16 protein-coding genes are annotated in these 18793 nt (G+C 60.1%); 9 read left to right on the forward strand and 7 right to left on the reverse strand.

What is annotated here, in order from left to right; translation table 11 throughout:
- Positions 1-2 precede the first annotated feature (2 nt).
- Positions 3-461 carry a (2Fe-2S)-binding protein gene (locus tag NKI20_RS19640; RefSeq protein WP_023689394.1) on the reverse strand — a complete coding sequence of 153 codons (459 nt, stop codon included), beginning with the start codon at positions 459-461 and terminating at the stop codon, positions 3-5.
- 392 nt (positions 462-853) lie between these two features.
- On the opposite strand from NKI20_RS19640, the gene NKI20_RS19645 reads away from it, so the two are divergent.
- The gene (locus NKI20_RS19645) at positions 854-1096 is read left to right on the forward strand and encodes an ATP-dependent DNA ligase (protein ID WP_023766628.1); all 243 of its coding nucleotides are present in this window, start codon (positions 854-856) and stop codon (positions 1094-1096) included.
- A 527-nt stretch (positions 1097-1623) separates the two neighbouring features.
- Here the strand turns inward: NKI20_RS19645 and NKI20_RS19650 are convergent.
- A complete protein-coding gene (locus NKI20_RS19650) occupies positions 1624-2526 on the reverse strand; it encodes a dihydrodipicolinate synthase family protein (protein WP_023685525.1) in 903 nt (300 codons plus the stop codon).
- A gap of 52 nt (positions 2527-2578) precedes the next feature.
- Positions 2579-3811 carry a trans-sulfuration enzyme family protein gene (locus tag NKI20_RS19655; RefSeq protein ID WP_023697828.1) on the reverse strand — a complete coding sequence of 411 codons (1233 nt, stop codon included), beginning with the start codon at positions 3809-3811 and terminating at the stop codon, positions 2579-2581.
- Between the two features lie 83 nt (positions 3812-3894).
- Between NKI20_RS19655 and pdxR the strand changes: the two genes are divergently transcribed.
- The 4 genes from pdxR (at position 3895) to NKI20_RS19675 (ending at position 9446) form a co-directional block, all read left to right on the forward strand.
- Positions 3895-5391, forward strand: coding sequence for a MocR-like pyridoxine biosynthesis transcription factor PdxR (gene pdxR, locus NKI20_RS19660; RefSeq protein ID WP_502898140.1), 1497 nt, complete (start codon positions 3895-3897; stop codon positions 5389-5391).
- 159 nt (positions 5392-5550) lie between these two features.
- Positions 5551-6042 carry an MOSC domain-containing protein gene (locus NKI20_RS19665; protein WP_352833332.1) on the forward strand — a complete coding sequence of 164 codons (492 nt, stop codon included), beginning with the start codon at positions 5551-5553 and terminating at the stop codon, positions 6040-6042.
- Positions 6043-6048: 6 nt separating this feature from the next.
- Positions 6049-6999 carry a PDR/VanB family oxidoreductase gene (locus NKI20_RS19670; RefSeq protein WP_023697831.1) on the forward strand — a complete coding sequence of 317 codons (951 nt, stop codon included), beginning with the start codon at positions 6049-6051 and terminating at the stop codon, positions 6997-6999.
- Between the two features lie 50 nt (positions 7000-7049).
- Positions 7050-9446 carry a transketolase gene (locus NKI20_RS19675; RefSeq protein ID WP_352833258.1) on the forward strand — a complete coding sequence of 799 codons (2397 nt, stop codon included), beginning with the start codon at positions 7050-7052 and terminating at the stop codon, positions 9444-9446.
- Positions 9447-9615: 169 nt separating this feature from the next.
- Here NKI20_RS19675 and NKI20_RS19680 read toward each other — a convergent pair whose 3' ends face one another.
- From NKI20_RS19680 to gmd, 3 genes are all read right to left on the reverse strand, one after another.
- Positions 9616-11037 (reverse strand): phosphomannomutase, encoded by a 1422-nt coding sequence (locus NKI20_RS19680; RefSeq protein WP_352833261.1) that lies wholly within the window; start codon positions 11035-11037, stop codon positions 9616-9618.
- A gap of 352 nt (positions 11038-11389) precedes the next feature.
- Positions 11390-12334: a GDP-L-fucose synthase gene (gene fcl / locus NKI20_RS19685; protein ID WP_023689384.1), complete on the reverse strand. Its 945-nt coding sequence runs from the start codon at positions 12332-12334 to the stop codon at positions 11390-11392.
- Entirely contained in the window at positions 12334-13404 is a 1071-nt protein-coding gene (gene gmd, locus NKI20_RS19690; protein ID WP_352833264.1) for a GDP-mannose 4,6-dehydratase, read from the reverse strand. Before gmd ends, fcl begins: the two co-directional genes overlap by 1 nt.
- Positions 13405-14377: 973 nt before the next feature.
- On the opposite strand from gmd, the gene NKI20_RS19695 reads away from it, so the two are divergent.
- Both NKI20_RS19695 and NKI20_RS19700 read left to right on the forward strand, forming a co-directional pair.
- Entirely contained in the window at positions 14378-15364 is a 987-nt protein-coding gene (locus tag NKI20_RS19695) for a nodulation protein NodZ (RefSeq protein WP_023711832.1), read from the forward strand.
- Positions 15365-15604: 240 nt separating this feature from the next.
- Complete coding sequence (locus tag NKI20_RS19700; RefSeq protein ID WP_352833334.1) at positions 15605-17020, forward strand: mannose-1-phosphate guanylyltransferase/mannose-6-phosphate isomerase; 1416 nt, start codon at positions 15605-15607, stop codon at positions 17018-17020.
- Between the two features lie 201 nt (positions 17021-17221).
- Here the strand turns inward: NKI20_RS19700 and NKI20_RS19705 are convergent, their stop codons facing one another.
- Positions 17222-18370: a ThiF family adenylyltransferase gene (locus NKI20_RS19705; RefSeq protein ID WP_352833267.1), complete on the reverse strand. Its 1149-nt coding sequence runs from the start codon at positions 18368-18370 to the stop codon at positions 17222-17224.
- On the opposite strand from NKI20_RS19705, the gene NKI20_RS19710 reads away from it, so the two are divergent.
- Both NKI20_RS19710 and NKI20_RS19715 read left to right on the forward strand, forming a co-directional pair.
- Positions 18322-18489: a nucleotidyl transferase AbiEii/AbiGii toxin family protein gene (locus NKI20_RS19710; RefSeq protein ID WP_352833270.1), complete on the forward strand. Its 168-nt coding sequence runs from the start codon at positions 18322-18324 to the stop codon at positions 18487-18489. The two genes, NKI20_RS19705 and NKI20_RS19710, sit on opposite strands and share 49 nt — an antisense overlap.
- Positions 18477-18767 (forward strand): hypothetical protein, encoded by a 291-nt coding sequence (locus tag NKI20_RS19715; protein WP_352833272.1) that lies wholly within the window; start codon positions 18477-18479, stop codon positions 18765-18767. The genes NKI20_RS19710 and NKI20_RS19715 overlap by 13 nt, the downstream gene beginning before the upstream one ends.
- Positions 18768-18793: the final 26 nt, after the last annotated feature.

Consider the following 18793-nt stretch of genomic DNA (forward strand, 5'->3'; position numbering starts at 1 on the left):
CCTCAAGTCTCCAGCCGGTTGGCGGTCTCGTGGATGGCCGCGCGGATGCGATGATAGGTGGCGCAGCGGCAGAGGTTGCCGCTCATCGCCGAATCAATATCATCGTCCGTCGGCTTAGGCGTTTCTGTAAGGAGGGCCACGGCCGACATGATCTGGCCAGACTGGCAATAGCCGCATTGAGGTACGTCGAACTCGGCCCACACGGCCTGGACCGTTTCGCCTATCTTGCCCGACACACCCTCAATGGTGGTGATCGAGGCTCCTTCGATGTCGCCGACTGCGGTCTGGCACGAGCGCGTCGGCATGCCGTTAACGTGAACCGTGCAAGCGCCGCACTGGGCAAGCCCGCAACCGAATTTCGTTCCCGTGAGTCCGATGACGTCACGGACCGCCCAGAGCAGCGGCATCTCTGGATCGACGTCGAGTGTTCGCGCCTCGCCATTGAGGGTAAAAGCGACCATTGCTTGCTCTCCTTGTCCTGAGCTGGCTATCTCGTTGAGCCTCCGCCCGCCTGGCAACCGAGCTCTTGTTGCTGAGGCCTAGCGACCACACCGTAGGAACGCGCAGCTCAAGCAACAAGCCGCTAGGTTGGCGAGTTACGAGATCGTGAAGTGGGTCGTGTCGAAAGGCTGGAGGCAACTGAATGTCATTTTTTGGGCGGACAGGCCGCTTTAGGCTGGGTTACACGAGACTGGACATTCGGGTCGTCGCGAACATCGACCGCTGGTCGGCCGCGTCCGGCAGGGCCCTGATTGGCTACACGAAATGAAATGGGACTACTATCGATGGGGGCCTACCTCGACCCGCAACCTCCACGACTGGACCCTCAGGTTTCCGGCTATCGTCCCGGGCGGTGGCCGAGCTCGGCGCCTCGGACGCGATAATAGACGGTGAGGCGTTCGTCGTTGACCAGAAGGCTTGTCGCGCATTCCCAGTCTTCAGCGGGCTCTTGGCCGCGGCGGGAGACGTCAGGACCATGCTTGCCGGCTTCGACCTGCTCAAGATCGACGGCGAGGGTCTTCGCGATCGGCCACTCGTCGATCGGCGCAAAGCGCTAGTTAACCTGCTGAGACGCCGCCAAACGGCATCGTTCTGAGCGACGAGATCAGCGGCGGCAGCGACATTCTCGCGCAAGTCTCCCAGTTCGGCCTCGAGGGCATCGTCTCCAAGCTGCGTGTCAGTCCATATCGATCCGGCCGGCGCCAAGAATGGGTGAGACAAAATGCGTGCTGAGTGATGAGTTCATCGTCATCGGCTGCGAACCCGGCAACAGTTACGGCGGTCGGGAAGCGTGCTCTGGCGAATGTCGAGGACGGAAATCTGGTGTTCGCCGGCGGCATTGGCACCGGCTTCAATGCGCGCACCGGGCCGGAAGTAAAGCGCCGGCTCGATGCCATTCCAATGGATAAACCACCGATTCCTAGTTTGAAGGCGAACGGTGCGGCATGGGCGGAGTGCCCTGCGCAGTCTGTACCTCCGCAGTCGATTGTCGAGTTCGAAGGGGGTGTGATTGGCGTCGAGACCGCTCCAGCCATGGCTATCAGCACGCCGAGTGCGTTGTTTTCGATCAGTTCTCGAAATGAGCGGGTAAATACCTTTCACTTGCCGAACGGGGTTTGCTGTTCACCGGCTGGCATCCGATGGCAAACCTTTCAACGCGGCGGCGATCTGGCGCTTCGCTGCTGGGGGCAGAGGCAGGATGGGACGCGGGGGTTCGGCACTGCAAACGTCGAGCAATTCAGCGAGTGCATAGACGACGCGAAGGCTCGAGAACTCCTTGAAGAGGCTCCAGATCGGGACCAGCGCGGCATTGATCCGTCGCGCTTCGGCCGCATCGCCCTGTTGCGCCGCTGTGACGATCGTCATGCAGACCTCGGGCAGGATGCCCGCGAGGACGCTGTACCATGTGTCGGCGCCGGCGATCATGGCCTCGGCGGCGTTCCAGTCGCCGCTGTAACCAATCGAGAACCCTTCCGGCAGTGTGCGCCTCTGGGCGGTCAGGTGGTTCTTGATCGCATCGCTTTTGTCTGTCGGATTCTTGATGGCGACAATCCCAGCCACCTTTGCCAGGCGGCTGACAAGGGGTGGACTGAAATGGAAATGCGTCGTTCCTGGATTGTCGTAGACGACGATCGGCAGGCCACTTTCGCGCGCCACAGTGGAGAAATGATCGAACACCTCGTCATCAGTAAGCGGGGTGTAGGAGGCGGCGGCAAGCAAACCCGCAGCTGCTCCAAGGGCCTTGGCGTCTTGCGCGAGCCCCACGGCTTCATCGGTGCGCAGCGCGCCCACACCCACCACGACCGGCATTTGCCCCGCCGTTTGGTCCAAGGTCTCGGAGAGCGCCCGCCGCCGTTGCTCGCGCGACAGATAGATGTATGTGCCGGTGCTGCCGAGAAGACCGATGGAATCGACCTGAGCAATGCCAAGCCGAGCAATCAGCCTGCGCAGGGCAACGCTATCGACGCGGCCGTCACGATTGGTCGGGGTGATGGGGAACGCGGAAAGACCGCTCAGGAATGCCATGGCAAGGCTCCAGATCTATGTGTGAGCGCAGAGGTGGCCGCACGCCAGGTCATTACAAGACGTCCAAAGCCCGCCGCAGATCGGCGATCAGGTCATCAGCGTCTTCAAGCCCCACCGAGAGACGCATGAGATCCTCGCCGACTCCATCGGCCAAATGGGCATCCTTGCGGATCGGCTGCCGAGCACGGGTGAGGCTTGCTGGATGATAGATGAGGCTGTCGGCATCGCCGAGGCTGACGGCGCGAATGATCAGGTTGAGCCGGTCCATCATCCGGCGCGCTCCTTCGTATCCAGCGTGGAGGCCAAAGGCCAACATGCCCGATCCGTTGGACATCTGTTTTCGCGCCGTCACCTGATCAGGGTGCGAGTCGAGGAACGGATAACTCACAAATGCCACCGCCGGGTGCGCTTCCAGCGCCCGAGCCACCGCAAGGGCTGTGGCGCTGTGCCGTTCCATACGCAGCGTCAGCGTCTTGAGACCGCGCAGGATTAGGAAAGCTGACATGGGCGAGAGCGCTGCGCCGGTGATGTAGCGCAGGCCCGTTTCATGCAGCGTACGGAGCGTTTGGGCGTCGCCGAGAAGCGCCCCGCCAAGGGCATCGCCATGACCATTGATGTACTTGGTCATCGAATGGAGCACGATGTCCGCCCCGTGCTCAAGCGGTCGCTGGAGCGCGGGCGAGGCGAAGGTGCTGTCGACTGCAACCCTTACACCGCGCGCGTGAGCGCGCTCGGCAATTGCCGCTATGTCGAGGATGCGGCTCAGCGGATTCACCGGCGTCTCGAAGAAAACCAGCCGCGTCCGCTCGGTGATCGCAGCATCGAGATTGTGGGGATTTGACAGATCGACCGCGACGACCTTGATGCCGAAGCGGGGGACCGCCTGTTCGACCATGGCAAGCGTGTTCGCATAAAGCGTCTTGTGGACGATGAGTTCATCGCCCTGGGACAGGAGCGACAGGATCAGAGTGCCGAAGGCCGCCATCCCCGAGGCAACAACCAGCCCCGCCTCGGCTCCTTCCAGATTCGCGAGCCGCTGCTCGAGGATCTCGGTCGTGGGATTGTATTCGCGCGCATAGAGCCTTCCACCAAGGGCGGCGGCGGCATCGTTTGCTGCCACGCTTTCGAACCCATAGGTTGACGTCAGGAACACTGGCGGCTGGACGGCATTGGAAAAGCCGGCCGGATCGTAGCCATGATGGATCGCCCGGGTGGCAAATCCGGGGCTGGTGCGGTTGAGCGACCCCGTGGGAGCATCGGTTTCGGATTGATGGGAGCTGGTCATTCGGCCTCTGCGATCTCTCTTGGGGTTCCGAAAGATTGACGGCAACCTGGCCAATGTGAAATATCCAGTTGGCGATGAAAGAGATGGTCCAGTCTTCTAGTGCCGGGTCTGCAGCGCGCTCGCACGCGATGGGTGCACGCCAGATATACGAAGCCCTTCGCGAGCAAATCCTCGGCGGCGTCTACGAAACCGGCAGTCAGTTGCCATCCTCCCGGGCCCTGGCAAATGACCTCGGCGTTTCGCGAACCACGGTGACGGTCGCCTATGAGCAACTGGCTGCGGAGGGTTTCATCGAAGTCCGTCAAGGCGCACGACCTCGCGTTGCGTCTTCGTTGATGGGCCATGGGGCGGGGCGCACTCACGCGCAACGGGTCGGCCCGATCCACCTGTCCGCATATGGCGAGCGGCTGCGCGCGACGTCACCCTGGCCAGATTATCTGCCGACTGGGCTGAAGGTCGAGTTCCGCTATGGCGACCTCGCGCCGTCGGATTTCCCATCATTGGTCTGGAAACGCGCGATGAACGAGGCGATGGGGCAGCGCCCGCTGCGTCTTGCCTATGACGATCCTCGCGGCTCGCGCCGGCTTCGCCAGGCGCTTCAGGGCTATCTCTGGCGCGCCCGGACCCTGAGCTGCGACCTCGACCAGATCATAGTTGTGAACGGTTCGCAGCAGGGCCTTGATCTGTGCGCGCGCCTGCTTCTCGATCCCGCCGACCGTTTCGTCATCGAGGATCCGTGCTACAGGATGGCGCGTCAGGTCTTTGCCAGTACGGGTGCCTCACCCATCCCGGTCATCGTCGACGAAGACGGGATGAGGACCGAGTTGCTGGCGGGGATCGGAGCACGACTGGCTTATGTGACGCCATCGCATCAGTTTCCGCTGGGCGGCGTCATGCCGATCGCGCGCCGCCATCAGCTTCTGAAATGGGCGCGGCACAACAACGCCTATGTGATCGAGGACGACTACGACAGCGAATATCGCTACGACATCAATCCGGTCCCTCCGCTGCACAGTCTCGAGGACCACGGGGCTGTCATCTACCTCGGCACGATCTCCAAAACGCTCTCGCCGATGCTGCGCATCGGCTACCTCGTCGTCCCGCCCGAATTGCAGGAGGTCTTCGCAACCGCCAAACAATTCGCAGACCGGCATTCGCCGGTCGCTGAACAGGAAGCGCTGGCATCGTTGATCGAGAGCGGCGGCTACGAAAGCCATGTGCGCCGTGTGCGCAGGCTGAACGGCGAGCGTCGGGAAACGTTGTTGGGTGCCTTGCAGCACAGCTTCGGGGATCGCATCACTGTCCAGGGAGCAGATGCGGGACTTCACGTCGCGGTTTGGTTCAATGACCTGCCACGATCGCGGGAAACGGCCTTGGTCGAATCCGCCCGCGACGCTGGCCTGGGGCTACACCTGATCTCGCCGCTCTACGAACGGCCATCGGACCAAGGCCGCACCGATCGCGTCGGACTTGTCATGGGCTATGCCGCCTTGAGCATTCGGCAGATCGGGAAGGGCGTTGAGGTCCTGCGAGAGGTTGTCAAGCAGGTGCAAGACGCGATGCCGGCGCGGAACAACTGAGACGGGGCGACGCCGAAAGCTGGCGCTGAAAACGGTCCGAGGGCCCCCCGTATTTCTTTCCAAACAGCCAACTGGACCGGGAAAATGCCATGCAACTGGCGCTGTTGATCAGGCCAGTTTTGCAGCAGGTTTCCACGAGACGAATTTCCGAGAGCGATGATGACCTGGCGAGGAAAGCTGCTTCACGTCCATATCGCGCCTGCCGCCTCCTATGAAATGGAGGAGCTGGCGCAGGCGCAGCTTATTGCCGGCCAAGGCATTGTCGGAGACCGCTACTACCTGGGGACGGGGACCTATTCGGCGCGTCCCGACGTTCGGGAGGTGACATTGATCGAAGCTGAAGTTCTGGACGCCATCGCGAAGGGCGAGCCCAGGATTCCGGGCTTCAAGGCCAAGCTCGGACCCGAAGATCACCGGCGCAATCTGACGACACGAGGCGTTCCGCTTAGCCATCTTGTCGGCAAACGCTTCCGGGTCGGGGAAACGATTCTCAGGGCCGCCCGGATAAATGTGCCGTGCAAGTATATCGAGGAGTTGCTCGGGCTTCCGGGTCTCTACGAGGGGCTTCTGAACCGCTCCGGCCTGAACTGCACAATCGAGGTCGGGGGCGTGATCCGCCCCGGTGATCTGATCTTGCCCATCGACGAGTGAAACGCCATGGCCTCGCCGCGCATCATCATGAAGCTGACCGTGACCGCCGCCCGCAAGGAGCCGGGCGACGTGCTGGTCATCGACCTGAAACACCCACGCAAACCTGTGCTGCCGGCGTTCGAAGCGGGTTCTCACGTCGACGTCCATCTGCCTGAAGGGAAGGTGCGTCAGTATTCACTTTGCGGCGACCCGACCGAGCTTGGCCGCTACACCATCGCGGTGAAGCGCGAGAATGACGGCCGTGGCGGCTCGGCGTGGATCCACGAAACCATTGCCGTCGGTTCCACACTGCCTGTCTCCGCGCCACGCAACCATTTTGCGCTCAAGCCAGGCGAGGGGCCGACTTTGCTGCTGGCAGGGGGAATCGGGATCACCCCGATTCTGGCCATGGCGCGCGCGCTCACCCGGCAGGCCAAGCCCTTCGAGTTGCACTATTTCACCCGCAGCCGGGCGCTCACGCCACTCTTGGCGGCGATCGGGAGCGATCTTCCTGGCGGCAATGTGCGGATCCATTTCGACGACGAGCCTCAGACCCGGCAGAACATCGCCGCGCTGCTGGCGAACCGTTCGGACGACGCGCAGACATACTACTGCGGACCGCCTGGCTTCATGGCGGTTGTGGGGCGCGCGGCTCAACACTGGCCCGAGGGTACTGTTCATTTCGAAACTTTCCAGCCTCCCGAGTTTGATGGCGCGCCACCGGAACCATTCGTCATAGAACTGGCTGAGGGCAGGGTGGTTGAGGTTTCGGCTGAGACCACGGCACTGGCCGCCTTGCGTGCGGCCGGTGTGCCGTTGATGGCCTCGTGTGAGAACGGGGTGTGCGGGACCTGCGAATGCGCAATGCTGGCGGGACAGCCGATCCATCGGGATGCCGTCCTGTCCAAGGAGGCACGCGGCCACCGCTTCATCCCCTGCGTGTCGCGCGCGACAGGTGTGTTGAAACTCGATCTTTGACCATTTGGGCGGGGTCCTGTGAGACCGGCAGCTGATTTGCGGGAAACTGAATGACGAGGAAACTGGAATATCTGAACGAGATCGAGCGCTGCGTCTCCTGGCTCGCAGCCTGGACGATCCACCACGCCAACCACGTCCGCGAGGGCGATGAGATCAAGGTCGGGGGGCATCAAGCCTCGTCCGCGTCGCTGAGTACCATCATGACCGCGCTCTACGGTTCGGTCCTGCGCCCGCAGGATCGGGTGGCGGTCAAACCCCATGCGGCGCCGATCTTCCACGCACTTCAGTATCTGGCGGGCAACCAGACCCACGAAAAGCTCATGAACTTCCGCGGCTACAAGGGCGCGCAGAGCTACCCTTCGCGGACGAAGGATGTCGACGATGTCGACTTCTCGACCGGGTCGGTGGGTCTCGGCGTTGCTCAGACGCTGTTCTCGTCGCTGGTGCAGGACTACGTCTCGGGTCACGGCTGGATGAAGGAGCGTGCCGAGGGCCGAATGGTCAGCCTGATCGGCGACGCCGAGATGGATGAGGGCAACATCTACGAGGCCCTGATCGAAGGCTGGAAGCACGGGCTCAGGAACTGCTGGTGGGTGGTCGACTACAATCGCCAGTCGCTCGACGCCGTGATCCGGGAGGGCCTCTGGCAGCGTTTCGAGCAGATTTTTCGCAACTTCGGCTGGGACGTGATGGTCCTGCGCCACGGCGCTCTGCAAGAGGCTGCCTTTGCCGAGCCGGGGGGCGAGAAGCTGCTCGAGTGGATAGAGCGCTGTCCGAACCAGCTCTATTCGGCGCTGACCTTCCAAGGGGGTGCTGCCTGGCGCAAGCGGCTGCTCGACGAGATCGGAGACCAAGGGCCGGTCACCACTCTGATCGAACGCCGCTCCGACGACGAGTTGCAGGCGTTGATGACGAACCTTGGCGGGCATGACATGCCGAGCCTCCTCGAAGCCTTCGAGGCGGCGTCCAGGCATGACCGTCCCGTCTGCTTCATCTGTTACACCATCAAGGGCTACGGTCTGCCGCTTGCCGGACACAAGGACAACCACGCGGGGCAGATGACGCCCACGCAGATGGAAGACTACCGCCTGCAAATGGGCGTAAAGCGGGGTGAGGAGTGGGACAAATGGGCGGCCGCCACCTTGCCGGAAGCGGAACTTGACGCCTTCTTCGCAAAGGCGCCGTTCTTCAGTGAGGGGCGTAGGAGGCTGTCTGCGCCGTCGGTGCCGGTGCCTGAAACCCTTCCGTCACCGGGGCAGCCCGGCAAGCCGCTCTCGACCCAGATGGGGTTCGGCCAGATCCTGAACGACATCGCACGCGAGCGCAGTCTGCTTGCCGACCGCATTGTCACCACCTCGCCCGATGTGACGGTCTCGACCAATCTCGGTGGCTGGGTCAACCGGCGCGGCCTTTTCGCCCGGGAGACCATGGCGGACACCTTCAAGGCCGAACGCATTCCGTCGACCTTTACCTGGGAATTTGGGCCGAAGGGGCAGCACCTCGAGCTCGGGATCGCCGAGTCGAACCTGATGATCATGCTCGGGGCGCTCGGTCTCTCGCACTCGATCAATGGCGTGCGCCTGCTGCCGATCGGGACAGTCTATGATCCCTTCATCTACCGATCGGCCGACCAGCTAAACTACGCCTGCTATCAGGATGCGCGCTTCATGCTGGTCGCAACGCCCTCGGGCGTGACGCTAGCGCCCGAGGGCGGAGCACACCAGTCGATCGGCACCCCATTGATCGGCATGGCGCAGGATGGGCTTTGCGCCTTCGAACCGGCCTTCGTCGGCGAACTGTCCGTGATCATGCGCTTTGCCTTCGATTACATGCAACGTAATGGCGAGGGGGATCCGGATGAGACGACGTGGCTGCGTGATCAGACCGGAGGATCGGTCTATCTTCGCCTGTCAACCCGGCCGCTCGAGCAGCCGCTGCGCGACATGAACCCGGCGCTCGCGCGGGACATCGTCAATGGCGCCTATTGGCTGCGTCCGCCTGGGCCCAACGCGAGTGTCGTCATTGCTTATCAAGGCGTCGTCGCGCCGGAGGCGATTGCCGCGACGGGTCTTCTGGCGGAGGACCGGCGCGATGTCGGGCTGCTCGCGATCACCTCCGCGGACCGGCTTAATGCGGGCTGGCAGGCGGCGGAACGTGCCCGGCAGCGTGGCGCGATTGGCGCCCTGAGTCATATCGAGCGGCTGCTCGCGCCGCTATCGCGTGACTGCGGCATCGTCACCGTGATCGACGGCCACCCGGCGACGCTCGCGTGGCTCGGTGGGGTTAACGGGCATCGCGTGAAGGCGCTCGGGGTCGAGCAGTTCGGCCAGACGGGGACTATTGCGGACCTATACCGTCACCACGGCCTGGACACCAACGCCATCGTACATGCGGCGCAGGCGGTCAGTGCGGGACCGGCTGTTCGCTACCGGAAGGCGCTGCCTTGACCATGAGCGACCGGATGCTCCGTGGCTGGTACGGATCGGCTGTTTCCACGGGCGTTCCGGTTCGCTTCAAAGCGGACAGGGCCGGGACACTGTGGACGTTCTGATCGCGCTTGAGTAGCTTGTGCGACCCCCAGGGTCACCTGGGAATACGCAGGGAGGCGGCTTTTATTTAGCCTTGCGTCCAATTACGAATTCGATCCAATCCAGTCCGGAGCAAAAGCTCCGCGTCCTCCCGATTTTCGGCTTCGACGTAGCACCGCATTTCCGGGGCATTTCCGGATGGACGCAAATGCAAGACACGCTTATCCGCGAGAGTGATACGAAGTCCGTCAACATCGCTAACCTTGCTTACCACTCCAATCGACCCGACGAAGGCGGCGATGTTAGTTTCCGCTGAACGAAGGTATGTCATGAGGCGAGTGCTGCTTTCGACGGAAAAATTTTCCAAGCGATCCGCCGCCGCTGCCGGCAATTGAAAGGAACTGCCAATCTCCGACAGTGGCTGCCCACTTGTACTAACAAGGGAAAGTGCCGCAAGGATGGGGAGAAAACTGTCGCGTGTAGGTAGCGCTGGCAGTTTAGTTCCGTTCGGGTCAAAGTCCGTGCCGGTCAACAAACCACCGTTTGCTTCGAAACCAACCACGCGCTCGTGACCCGACGCAACCAAATCGAGCATGGCAGCAATAACAAATGGCGATCCAACCTTGGTACGCACGACTTTAAAAGAACCTGCGGTCTCGATGCCAGAGTTTGATGTGACCGGCGTGACGACTGCCTTCGCTTGCAGGAAGTTCGCCGTAATCAGGCCTAACAAATCACCGCGAAGGGGGTCTCCGTGGTCGTCAGCTACCAGTGGGCGGTCACCATCGCCATCTGCCGAGACGACCGCATCAAGCCGATGCTCTTTGGCCCAGAGCTTGAACTGTTGAGCAGTCTCGTCAGAGACCGCTTCAGTGTCGACAGGAATGAAACCTTCCGAACGTCCCAGGGTTACGACCGTCGCACAGTGATATGAGAGAATGTCAACCAAGAGATCGCGCGCGACTGTGCTGTGCTGATATACGCCCACCGTTAAGCCCTTTAGAGCATTAATCTCCATAAGCTTTCGATTGCGCGCCATGAAAAAGGCCTTGCATTCGGCCTCCCGGTGCTGCCGACGTGCAACAGCACCATCAAGGACGTATCCGCGCTTCTCCAACTGCAAGGCGATGCGCGTTATCTCCCGCTCATCACCCTTGTCGATCTCACCGTCGGGTCGATAGAATTTTATTCCATTACGGTCGGCCGGAATGTGCGAGCCTGTGATCATCAAACAACCACTCTTACGCGCCTGAGCATACAGTGCCAGGGCAGGGGTGGGGACTGCGCCGCAATCGACTACGATGAAGCCGAGCGCGGACAGTGCCGCCGCACAGACGGCGGCGATGGCCGGACTCGAGGCGCGAAAGTCGCGCCCTATGAGTATCTCGTCGCCAATTCTGGCCAGGCCGGATTCCAGCAGGAATGTCGCGAATGCCGTTGCATATAGGGCAGAGGCGGCTCCTGCCAATTCTGTCGCCAGGCCCCGTAATCCACTTGTTCCGAATTTCATACCAAATCCGACGTTGCTAACCGGGTTTTGAAGGTAACATGCTCAAACTTTGGCTCGTCCGGAATGCCCATCGACAGATCCCTCGGACGAGAACAAGAAGTACATTCGGTTACCGTAGACGCGTTCGGTTATCGACGGTTACCCTTGTGAGGATTGACGCAGTCGGCGTCGGCGTGGGCAGCGCACCGTGACCTTCACGGCGACGAGGTTGGAGCGGATGGGGTCCGGGTCCGGCAGGGCTCCTCGCGGCTGGCTCACATGAGCGCTATCGCCATCGAGTGATTGTCTCAGTCTACATTAGCTCTGGGTCCCGAAAGCGCGTACAGGCCTGAGACGCAGCAAATCCTCTTATCTATCGCCGTTCGGTGTAGCTCCCGTTCAGAAATGCATGATAGACACTCTCGATGCCTTCCATGAGAGTGATCTTTGCTGCCCATCCCAAAGTGCGCAGCTTGTCGACGCTCATCAGCTTTCGCGGTGTACCGTCAGGTCTAGAGTGATCATGCGCGATCTCCCCAGTAAATCCGACTACACGGCAGATCATTCTAGTCAGCTCTAGGATCGTGATGTCCTGTCCGCAGCCGAGATTGACGTGATCATGGTCAGAGTAGTTCTTCAGAAGGAAGACTAATGCGTCGGCGCAGTCGTCGACGTGCATGAATTCCCGACGTGGTGTGCCCGTGCCCCAGATGGTGATTTGCTTATCACTTATGAGCTTAGCTTCATGCGCTTTCCGGATCAGCGCTGGGATGACGTGGCTTGACTGCAAGTCATAATTGTCGCCTGGCCCGTAGAGATTCGTCGGCATAGCGGAGATGTAGTCGCGGCCATATTGCTGGCGATAGGCTTGAGCCATTTTGATGCCGGTGATCTTGGCGACGGCGTAGCATTCGTTGGTGCGCTCTAGTGGCCCGGTCAAAAGCGCGCTTTCAGGAATGGGCTGTGGTGCCATCTTCGGATAGATGCAAGACGAGCCGAGGAAGAGGACGCGGTCGACATTGTTTTCGTGGGCTGCCGCGAAGATATTGGCCTCGATCATCAGATTGTCGTAAAGAAAGTCGACCGGATAGGTGGCGTTCGCGAGAATACCACCTACCTTTGCCGCCGCCATAATGATAGCGTCCGGTTTCATCACTGCCACGAAGTTTTCAACCTCGGTCTGTCGCTTGAGGTCTAGCTCTCCCCGAGGGGCGGCCACAACTTTGCAGTCTTCAGACGCGAGTCGGCGTACAACAGCGCTGCCCACCATACCTTTGTGGCCAGCGACCCACACGGTTTTTCCGTTCAGATCATACATTACGCTTCCTTCATGACTACAGATGTCTGCATGACCTTCAGGTCTTCGCGTACCATTTCCGCAGCAAGCTCGCGCACGGATGTCTCATGCACCCAGCCGAGCTTCTCCTTCGCCTTGGTAGCGTCACCCAGGAGAAGATCGACTTCCGTGGGGCGGAAGTAGCGTGGGTCCACTTGGACTAGGCATCTGCCGCTCGCTACATCATAGCCCTTTTCGCCGACACCCTTGCCACGCCATTCGATCTCGACGCCGATATCTTCGAAAGCCCACTCGACGAATTGGCGGACAGGAGTCGTTTTGCCCGTAGCCAGCACGTAATCATCCGGTTGATCCTGCTGTATCATCATCCACATACCTCGCACGTACTCACGCGCATGGCCCCAATCGCGTTGAGCATCGAGATTGCCGAGATAAAGCTTGTCCTGCTTGCCCAGGTAGATAGCAGCGGCAGCGCGGCTGATCTTGCGCGTCACAAAAGTCTCGCCACGAAGGGGGCTTTCGTGATTAAAAAGAATGCCGTTGGAAGCGTGCATACCATAGCCCTCGCGATAATTGACGACCATCCAGTAGGCGTAGAGCTTGGCGGCGGCGTAAGGGCTGCGCGGATAAAAGGGCGTCGTTTCGTTCTGCGGTACGGACTGCACGAGGCCGTATAGCTCCGAAGTCGAGGCTTGATAGAAGCGGGTCTTGCCCGTCAGACCGAGGAGGCGAATCGCCTCAAGAAGTCGCAATGTACCGATACCGTCTGCGTTTGCTGTGTATTCAGGTGTTTCGAACGACACCTGCACATGGCTCTGAGCAGCCAAGTTGTAAATTTCGTCTGGCTGAGATTCCTGAACCACGCGGATGAGGTTAGTCGAATCAGTGAGGTCACCGTAATGCAAGATCAGGCGCGGATCGGATTCGTGCGGGTCTTGGTAGAGGTCTTCGATACGACCCGTGTTGAAGGAAGAGGAACGTCGCTTAATCCCATGAACGATGTAGCCTTTTTTGAGAAGAAGACGGGCAAGATAGGCACCATCCTGTCCAGTTATGCCCGTAATAAGAGCAACTTTTCTGCTATCGCCCATTCTATTCCTGCTCTATTAAAGTTTAAAGTTTCGGCTCCGGCTCGCCACGCCGACACAATGTGCGGCCAGCCCCGTGCGCTATGGAGCACTTCGACAGATGCGGCGCGAAGCTCGTCATTGACAGTCCGCCAGCCGAGCACACCTCTTGCTTGGAGTCACAGCAAAATAGAGTTGCGCCGCTAACCTGTCGGCTTCGTACATGCGGTCTGAGTGCCGCTCAGCTCACGCCGTGAGCGACATGTACTCCCAGCACCTTGCAGCTGATTTGCTCATCCAGCAGTGAGTGAGGACGCCTTTCTTTCTTGCTTCAGCGTCTTCTAATGGGAATTGTTTGGATCAGTGAAATCGATTGTTTGGATAAAGTGCATCCACAGAATGGATGGTCTGACCGAGCAGCGGGGGCGCATCGCCGGCCCGGAGTCGTAGGCGCGAGCTTCCGTTCGGGGCGAGGACAACGTTCGTGGCCGCGAGCCCTCACCACAGCATCCGGCACAGGTCGTGCAGAACTTTGGGAGCAGACTGCAGATTCTGTCGATCAGCTGGTTCCAGGCGCGTCGAGCTGTCGACCTCATCTCGCTCGGTACCGGTTGCTGTATGCAGCCTTGCACCCTTGGCGTATGGCGTCGACGGAACGATTTGCTCCGGCAGGCAGTGTCGCAGCGTTTCCCGGCTGTTTCGGCTCTATTGGCCGGGCCCGCGTCAGCCGAGCCCCTTCATCATGGCATCCAACACATGGATGGCCGGCATCCATTCAATAGATTTTACATATGCCGCGGAGGCCCAGTAGAGAAGGCTGAACCGGAAGCGAGGGCATCGGCTTCAAGCTGTGCGAGCGTCACGGGATTAGTGGGCAGTGCTGAGTGAGCTCTTCTGCCCTATGGCCCGGCCTCTGCCAAGCGCCCGGCGTAAGGGTCTACGTGTCGACTAAGGATACCAAACCGGGCAACCTCCTCTCTGAACGAGATTTCCGAAAATGCATGTTAGTGGATTGGAAAAGCGCCGGTTCGTCGTCTCTCGGAGGCGTACGGGGTTCGGTGATTGTCTGTGGTCATTGGCGGCCGCTTGGCGCTACGCGCAGCGGTCGGGACGAACTCTAGTCATTGACTGGCGGGGGGCCTGCTACCTCGACCAACCCTTCACAAATGCGTTTCCGGTGTTCTTCCAGCCGATCAATGACATCGCTGGCGTGCCGGCTATTTCCGACGACCGGATCAACGACGTTTCCTTCCCTGGTCCATTCTTCCCGGAGTGGTGGAACAGGCCGGCGATCGAGTGCCTTTACCGGCCAGATGAGCAGATTTTCCAAGAGCGCGATGAGTTGGGCGAGCTCTTTCAGGCCGAACACGATGTCGAAGCGAACACAGTAGTGTGTGACGCTTGTCTGATGTGGCGGTGCGATGAGGATGCAGAGCGGCAGGTGTTCCAGAGTGTCCAGCCTCGGCCAGAAATTCAAGCCCGCATAGATGCCATTTATCAGGAATGTTTTGAGGGGCACAGCATCATCGGGATTCATGTTCGGCACGGTAACGGTGAAGACATCATGGAGCATGCGCCCTACTGGGCCGATCCGGAGCTCGCCGTTCGGCAAGTGTGCGCTGCAATTGACAAGGCTAAGGCGTTACCGCACCCCAGGCCTGTGCGGCTGTTCTTATGCACGGACAGCGCGCGGATACTGGATCTTCTGTCGGCCAGGTTTCCCGATCTGCTCACTGTCCCGAAGCACTTCGGATCCAATCAAGGTGGCCCCTTACACACTGCAGCACTCGGGATTGACGGCGGAATTTCCGCCCTCGTTGAGATGTATCTTCTCGGGCGCTGCGATACCGTAATTCGGTTTCCCCCGACGAGCGCCTTTACACGATATGCACGCCTTTTCGCACCACGGGTAATTGAATTCGATCTGAAAGAGCCAAGTCGTTTGACTTTGATAGAAGGCAGCCAAGTCTCTGATCTCAGTTAAGACCCGCCACCTGCGCAATTCGGCAGACGCAACCAACAGGCATAGTTGAATGCGCATTTCTCACCGACGCCAGTGGAGGCGTCGTACATTACCGATAGCGTCGTCATCTGACGCCGCCTGCAACGCGCCAGAACTTCGCTGTTACGCGGGGGCCGCAGACAAGCCAGAGCGACGGCGATCGTGACGCTGACGCTCGAAAGAACGCGGGCGATCACTCCAGAGACGAAATTGAGGTTGGTTATGAAAGTCATTCCCGTGATCATCAGCGGCGGAGCCGGATCGCGGCTATGGCCCGCCTCAAGGCAATCGCACCCCAAACCTTTCCTCAAAGTGGCGGATGGATATTCTCTCATTCAGCAGACTGTGCTGCGCGCCGCTTCGATAGAAGGTGTCGTGGAACTCGTCGCTGTGACATCCGGGGACCACCTCTTCCTGACCAAGGACGAATTTGACGAACTGGATTCCGTGGTCCTGCCACGCACCTTTCTGCTCGAGCCCGAAGCTCGGGATACGGCCGCCGCCGTGGCTGCAGCCGCGATCCATGCGAGGGCAACGCAAGGCCCTGACGCGATCCTGTGCGTCTTCCCGGCCGATCACCTGATTAGCAACCTGCCTGCGTTTTTAGACGTCATGGGCCTGGCCATGGAACATGCGAAGCTCGGGCGGATCGCCACATTGGGCATCACCCCAACCAGACCGGACACCGCATTCGGCTACATCGAAGCAGATGGTGAGAACGTCGTCCGTTTCGTTGAAAAACCGGATCTGGATACAGCCAAAGCCTATGTCGCGTCTCAACGCTTCTTCTGGAACGCCGGCATCTTCTGCTTCAGTGCGCAAACCATGCTCGACGAGATGGTTTTGCATTGTCCCGAGGTGCTCCAGGCCGTCGCCGACAGCTATGAGAACGGCCGCGCCAGTCAATGCCAAGGCTTTGCCAAAATCGAACTCGCGCCTGAGCATTTCGGTTCCGCGCCGCGAATCTCGCTCGACCACGCTGTCATGGAGAAGACTAACAGACTTGCCGTGATTCCCTGCGACATGGATTGGAACGACATCGGATCTTGGAACGCAATGGCCGATTTGATCGCCCCCGACGAAAGCGGGAACAGGATACGCGGCGATGTGCACATGGTCGACACGACCGGCACCTATGTGAGCTCCGACAAGCGCGTCATCGGCACGGTGGGCGTAAGCGATCTGGTGATCGTGGATTCCCCGGACGCTTTGCTTGTCACATCCCGCGACCGCGTTCAGGACGTTAAGAAGCTCTTCGAGGGCCTCAAGGCTTCGGGACATGAAGCTCATCTGGTCCATAGCACGGTACACCGGCCCTGGGGTGCCTATACGGTTCTGGAGGAAGGCGAGCGCTTCAAGATCAAACGCATCGAGGTGAAGCCCGGTCGCCAGTTGAGCCTGCAGATGCACTATCATCGTTCGGAGCACTGGGTCGTGGTCAGCGGCTCCGCCAAAATCGTCAATGGCGAGCAGGAGTTGTTCCTGGGGACAAACGAATCTACTTACATCCCCTGCGGCCATAAGCATCGGCTCGAGAACCCAGGCAGAATTGACCTGGTTATCATTGAAGTGCAGAGCGGCGATTATCTCGCCGAGGATGATATCGTTCGCTTAGACGACGAATATGGTCGAACGTAGATAACAGTACAAAAAACGTTGAACGGCGAGCCGTCGCTCAAGGATTTCTGTCGTGGGTACTGGGCCTGACATTGGCAAGCAGCGGGCCGAGCGTGTCATAGTATCCGCCCCGCACTCTCATCAGGCACTCGATCGTGGACGAAAACATCGGTGAGCGCTTGACAGCTCGCCGTCCGCGGTAACGAAGACTTCAGATATTTCTTAGGCGGACCCGTTGCTCAGCTGTCCAACGGCACAGCCGTATTTCAGCCTGGAGGCGGCAATGAAATCCTCATCGCTGCAGATGCAGCGGCCGCTGGAATCTCTGGCTTTCGGATCATGGAGGTGAGAACCAAGGGGGCGCAGTAGATTCACGCGAGTGCTGGTTGTCGGACTCATCGGAAAACCCGCACTATGCTTGACCAGGTCTGCGGCAAGCATGATCCCGGCAAGCGCTGATTGAAAGGCCATCGGAACCACGGTTCGAACGAGACGACTTCCATAGCTAAGCTGGAACACCAGACCGCCGCAGATAGCCTGCTGATAAAAGGAACGGAGGGGCTGGCCAACAAACGCGGCGAACGGCTCAAACGGCACAGCCATCGCCGTAGCCACCCGAGCTACGAACTCATTGGGGACTCCGGTATTGGTCTGCAGGAGCGTTTTTACCTCATCGTGTGCTTCCGGCATTCCGAGTTCCTCCGCGACCAGTTGGTGTTCGTCCTTGGATTTCCCGGTCGGCATGTACATGCAGCAAAGGCAAGCCTGGCCGTCATCGAAACCATGCCGCGAGATGCCTAGATCTTGCTCCTGAGTCCAGGCGTTCGCGATCCATCGGGGCAGAGCACCTTGGACAGCTAGACGGTCGGCGGCGGTGTCAAGCGCCACACCCACTCGGTCGAATACCCAGTCGCCCCGGCGCGCAACATATTCTGCCCACTTCATAGGGTGCGCCTCGACTTCAAGGGCGGTGGACCGAAGGGCGTTGGTTGCGAGGGCCGCCTTAGAGAGGCCGACCACCGCCTGACCTGCCAACACGTAGCGCTGCAGGTTTGAGAGTTCGATAGCTTCGTGATCAACTACATGCAGGCGCCCCGACAGACCGGATTGCCTCGCCAGCGCCCAGAGCGAGCCATGGCCTATCGCGCCGAGCCCAACGAGGTGCGTTTCGCCAAGGTCGACAGGGAAGTTTAAGGGGCTGGAATCGCCGGCGTTGCTCTTGTTGTAGGTGCATAAAGAGAGGTCGATGTTCTCGTCCAGCTCGGCGCCGGTCAGCTGGGAAGCAAAGATGGTTCGAAAGACGTTGGCCGCGGCGAAGCAGCTTGCGGCGCCAGCTCCATAAGCTCGAGTTCGGCGCCCGTGGCGACCCATGGCCTACCGAACAGAAGACGACCCGTTCCTATGCGGCGGAAGATTTTCCAGATTTCTTCGAGGATCCGGATTCCACAGTGACCGTGTTGTCGGTTCGGCGGACTTTATGGGAAAGATAACCGCCCTCGATGCCGAGGCGCACAGGCCCGAGGAAACGCCGACGCCGCAATATCTCTCGCGGCATTACTACGATATAGCGATGCTGCTCGATACCGAAGATGGGAAGGGTGCGGCCTTCGACTTTGAGCTGCTCGAACAGGTAGCCAAGAACAAGGCGGTCTTTTTCCGCTCTAGCTGGGCGAGCTACGATACGGCGCGGCCCGGGACGCTTCAGCTCGTGCCGTCCGAAATGCGACTGCGGACCTGCGCTCCGACAACCGTGGCATGCCGCCGATGATGTTCGATGAAAAGCCACTGTCGTTC

The organism is Mesorhizobium sp. M0830 (genome assembly GCF_040319965.1).
In the GTDB taxonomy this organism is placed as follows: domain Bacteria; phylum Pseudomonadota; class Alphaproteobacteria; order Rhizobiales; family Rhizobiaceae; genus Mesorhizobium.

Coding starts and splice junctions, on each gene's coding strand:
- gmd (WP_352833264.1), bottom strand. CDS start 13,404: ATGGGCGATAGCAGAAAAGTTGCTCTTATTACGGGCATAACTGGACAG.
- NKI20_RS19665 (WP_352833332.1), top strand. CDS start 5,551: ATGACCTGGCGAGGAAAGCTGCTTCACGTCCATATCGCGCCTGCCGCC.
- NKI20_RS19680 (WP_352833261.1), bottom strand. CDS start 11,037: ATGAAATTCGGAACAAGTGGATTACGGGGCCTGGCGACAGAATTGGCA.
- NKI20_RS19650 (WP_023685525.1), bottom strand. CDS start 2,526: ATGGCATTCCTGAGCGGTCTTTCCGCGTTCCCCATCACCCCGACCAAT.
- NKI20_RS19695 (WP_023711832.1), top strand. CDS start 14,378: ATGCATGTTAGTGGATTGGAAAAGCGCCGGTTCGTCGTCTCTCGGAGG.
- pdxR (WP_502898140.1), top strand. CDS start 3,895: ATGGTCCAGTCTTCTAGTGCCGGGTCTGCAGCGCGCTCGCACGCGATG.
- NKI20_RS19715 (WP_352833272.1), top strand. CDS start 18,477: ATGGGAAAGATAACCGCCCTCGATGCCGAGGCGCACAGGCCCGAGGAA.
- NKI20_RS19640 (WP_023689394.1), bottom strand. CDS start 461: ATGGTCGCTTTTACCCTCAATGGCGAGGCGCGAACACTCGACGTCGAT.
- NKI20_RS19675 (WP_352833258.1), top strand. CDS start 7,050: ATGACGAGGAAACTGGAATATCTGAACGAGATCGAGCGCTGCGTCTCC.
- fcl (WP_023689384.1), bottom strand. CDS start 12,334: ATGTATGATCTGAACGGAAAAACCGTGTGGGTCGCTGGCCACAAAGGT.
- NKI20_RS19655 (WP_023697828.1), bottom strand. CDS start 3,811: ATGACCAGCTCCCATCAATCCGAAACCGATGCTCCCACGGGGTCGCTC.
- NKI20_RS19700 (WP_352833334.1), top strand. CDS start 15,605: ATGAAAGTCATTCCCGTGATCATCAGCGGCGGAGCCGGATCGCGGCTA.
- NKI20_RS19705 (WP_352833267.1), bottom strand. CDS start 18,370: ATGGGTCGCCACGGGCGCCGAACTCGAGCTTATGGAGCTGGCGCCGCA.
- NKI20_RS19670 (WP_023697831.1), top strand. CDS start 6,049: ATGGCCTCGCCGCGCATCATCATGAAGCTGACCGTGACCGCCGCCCGC.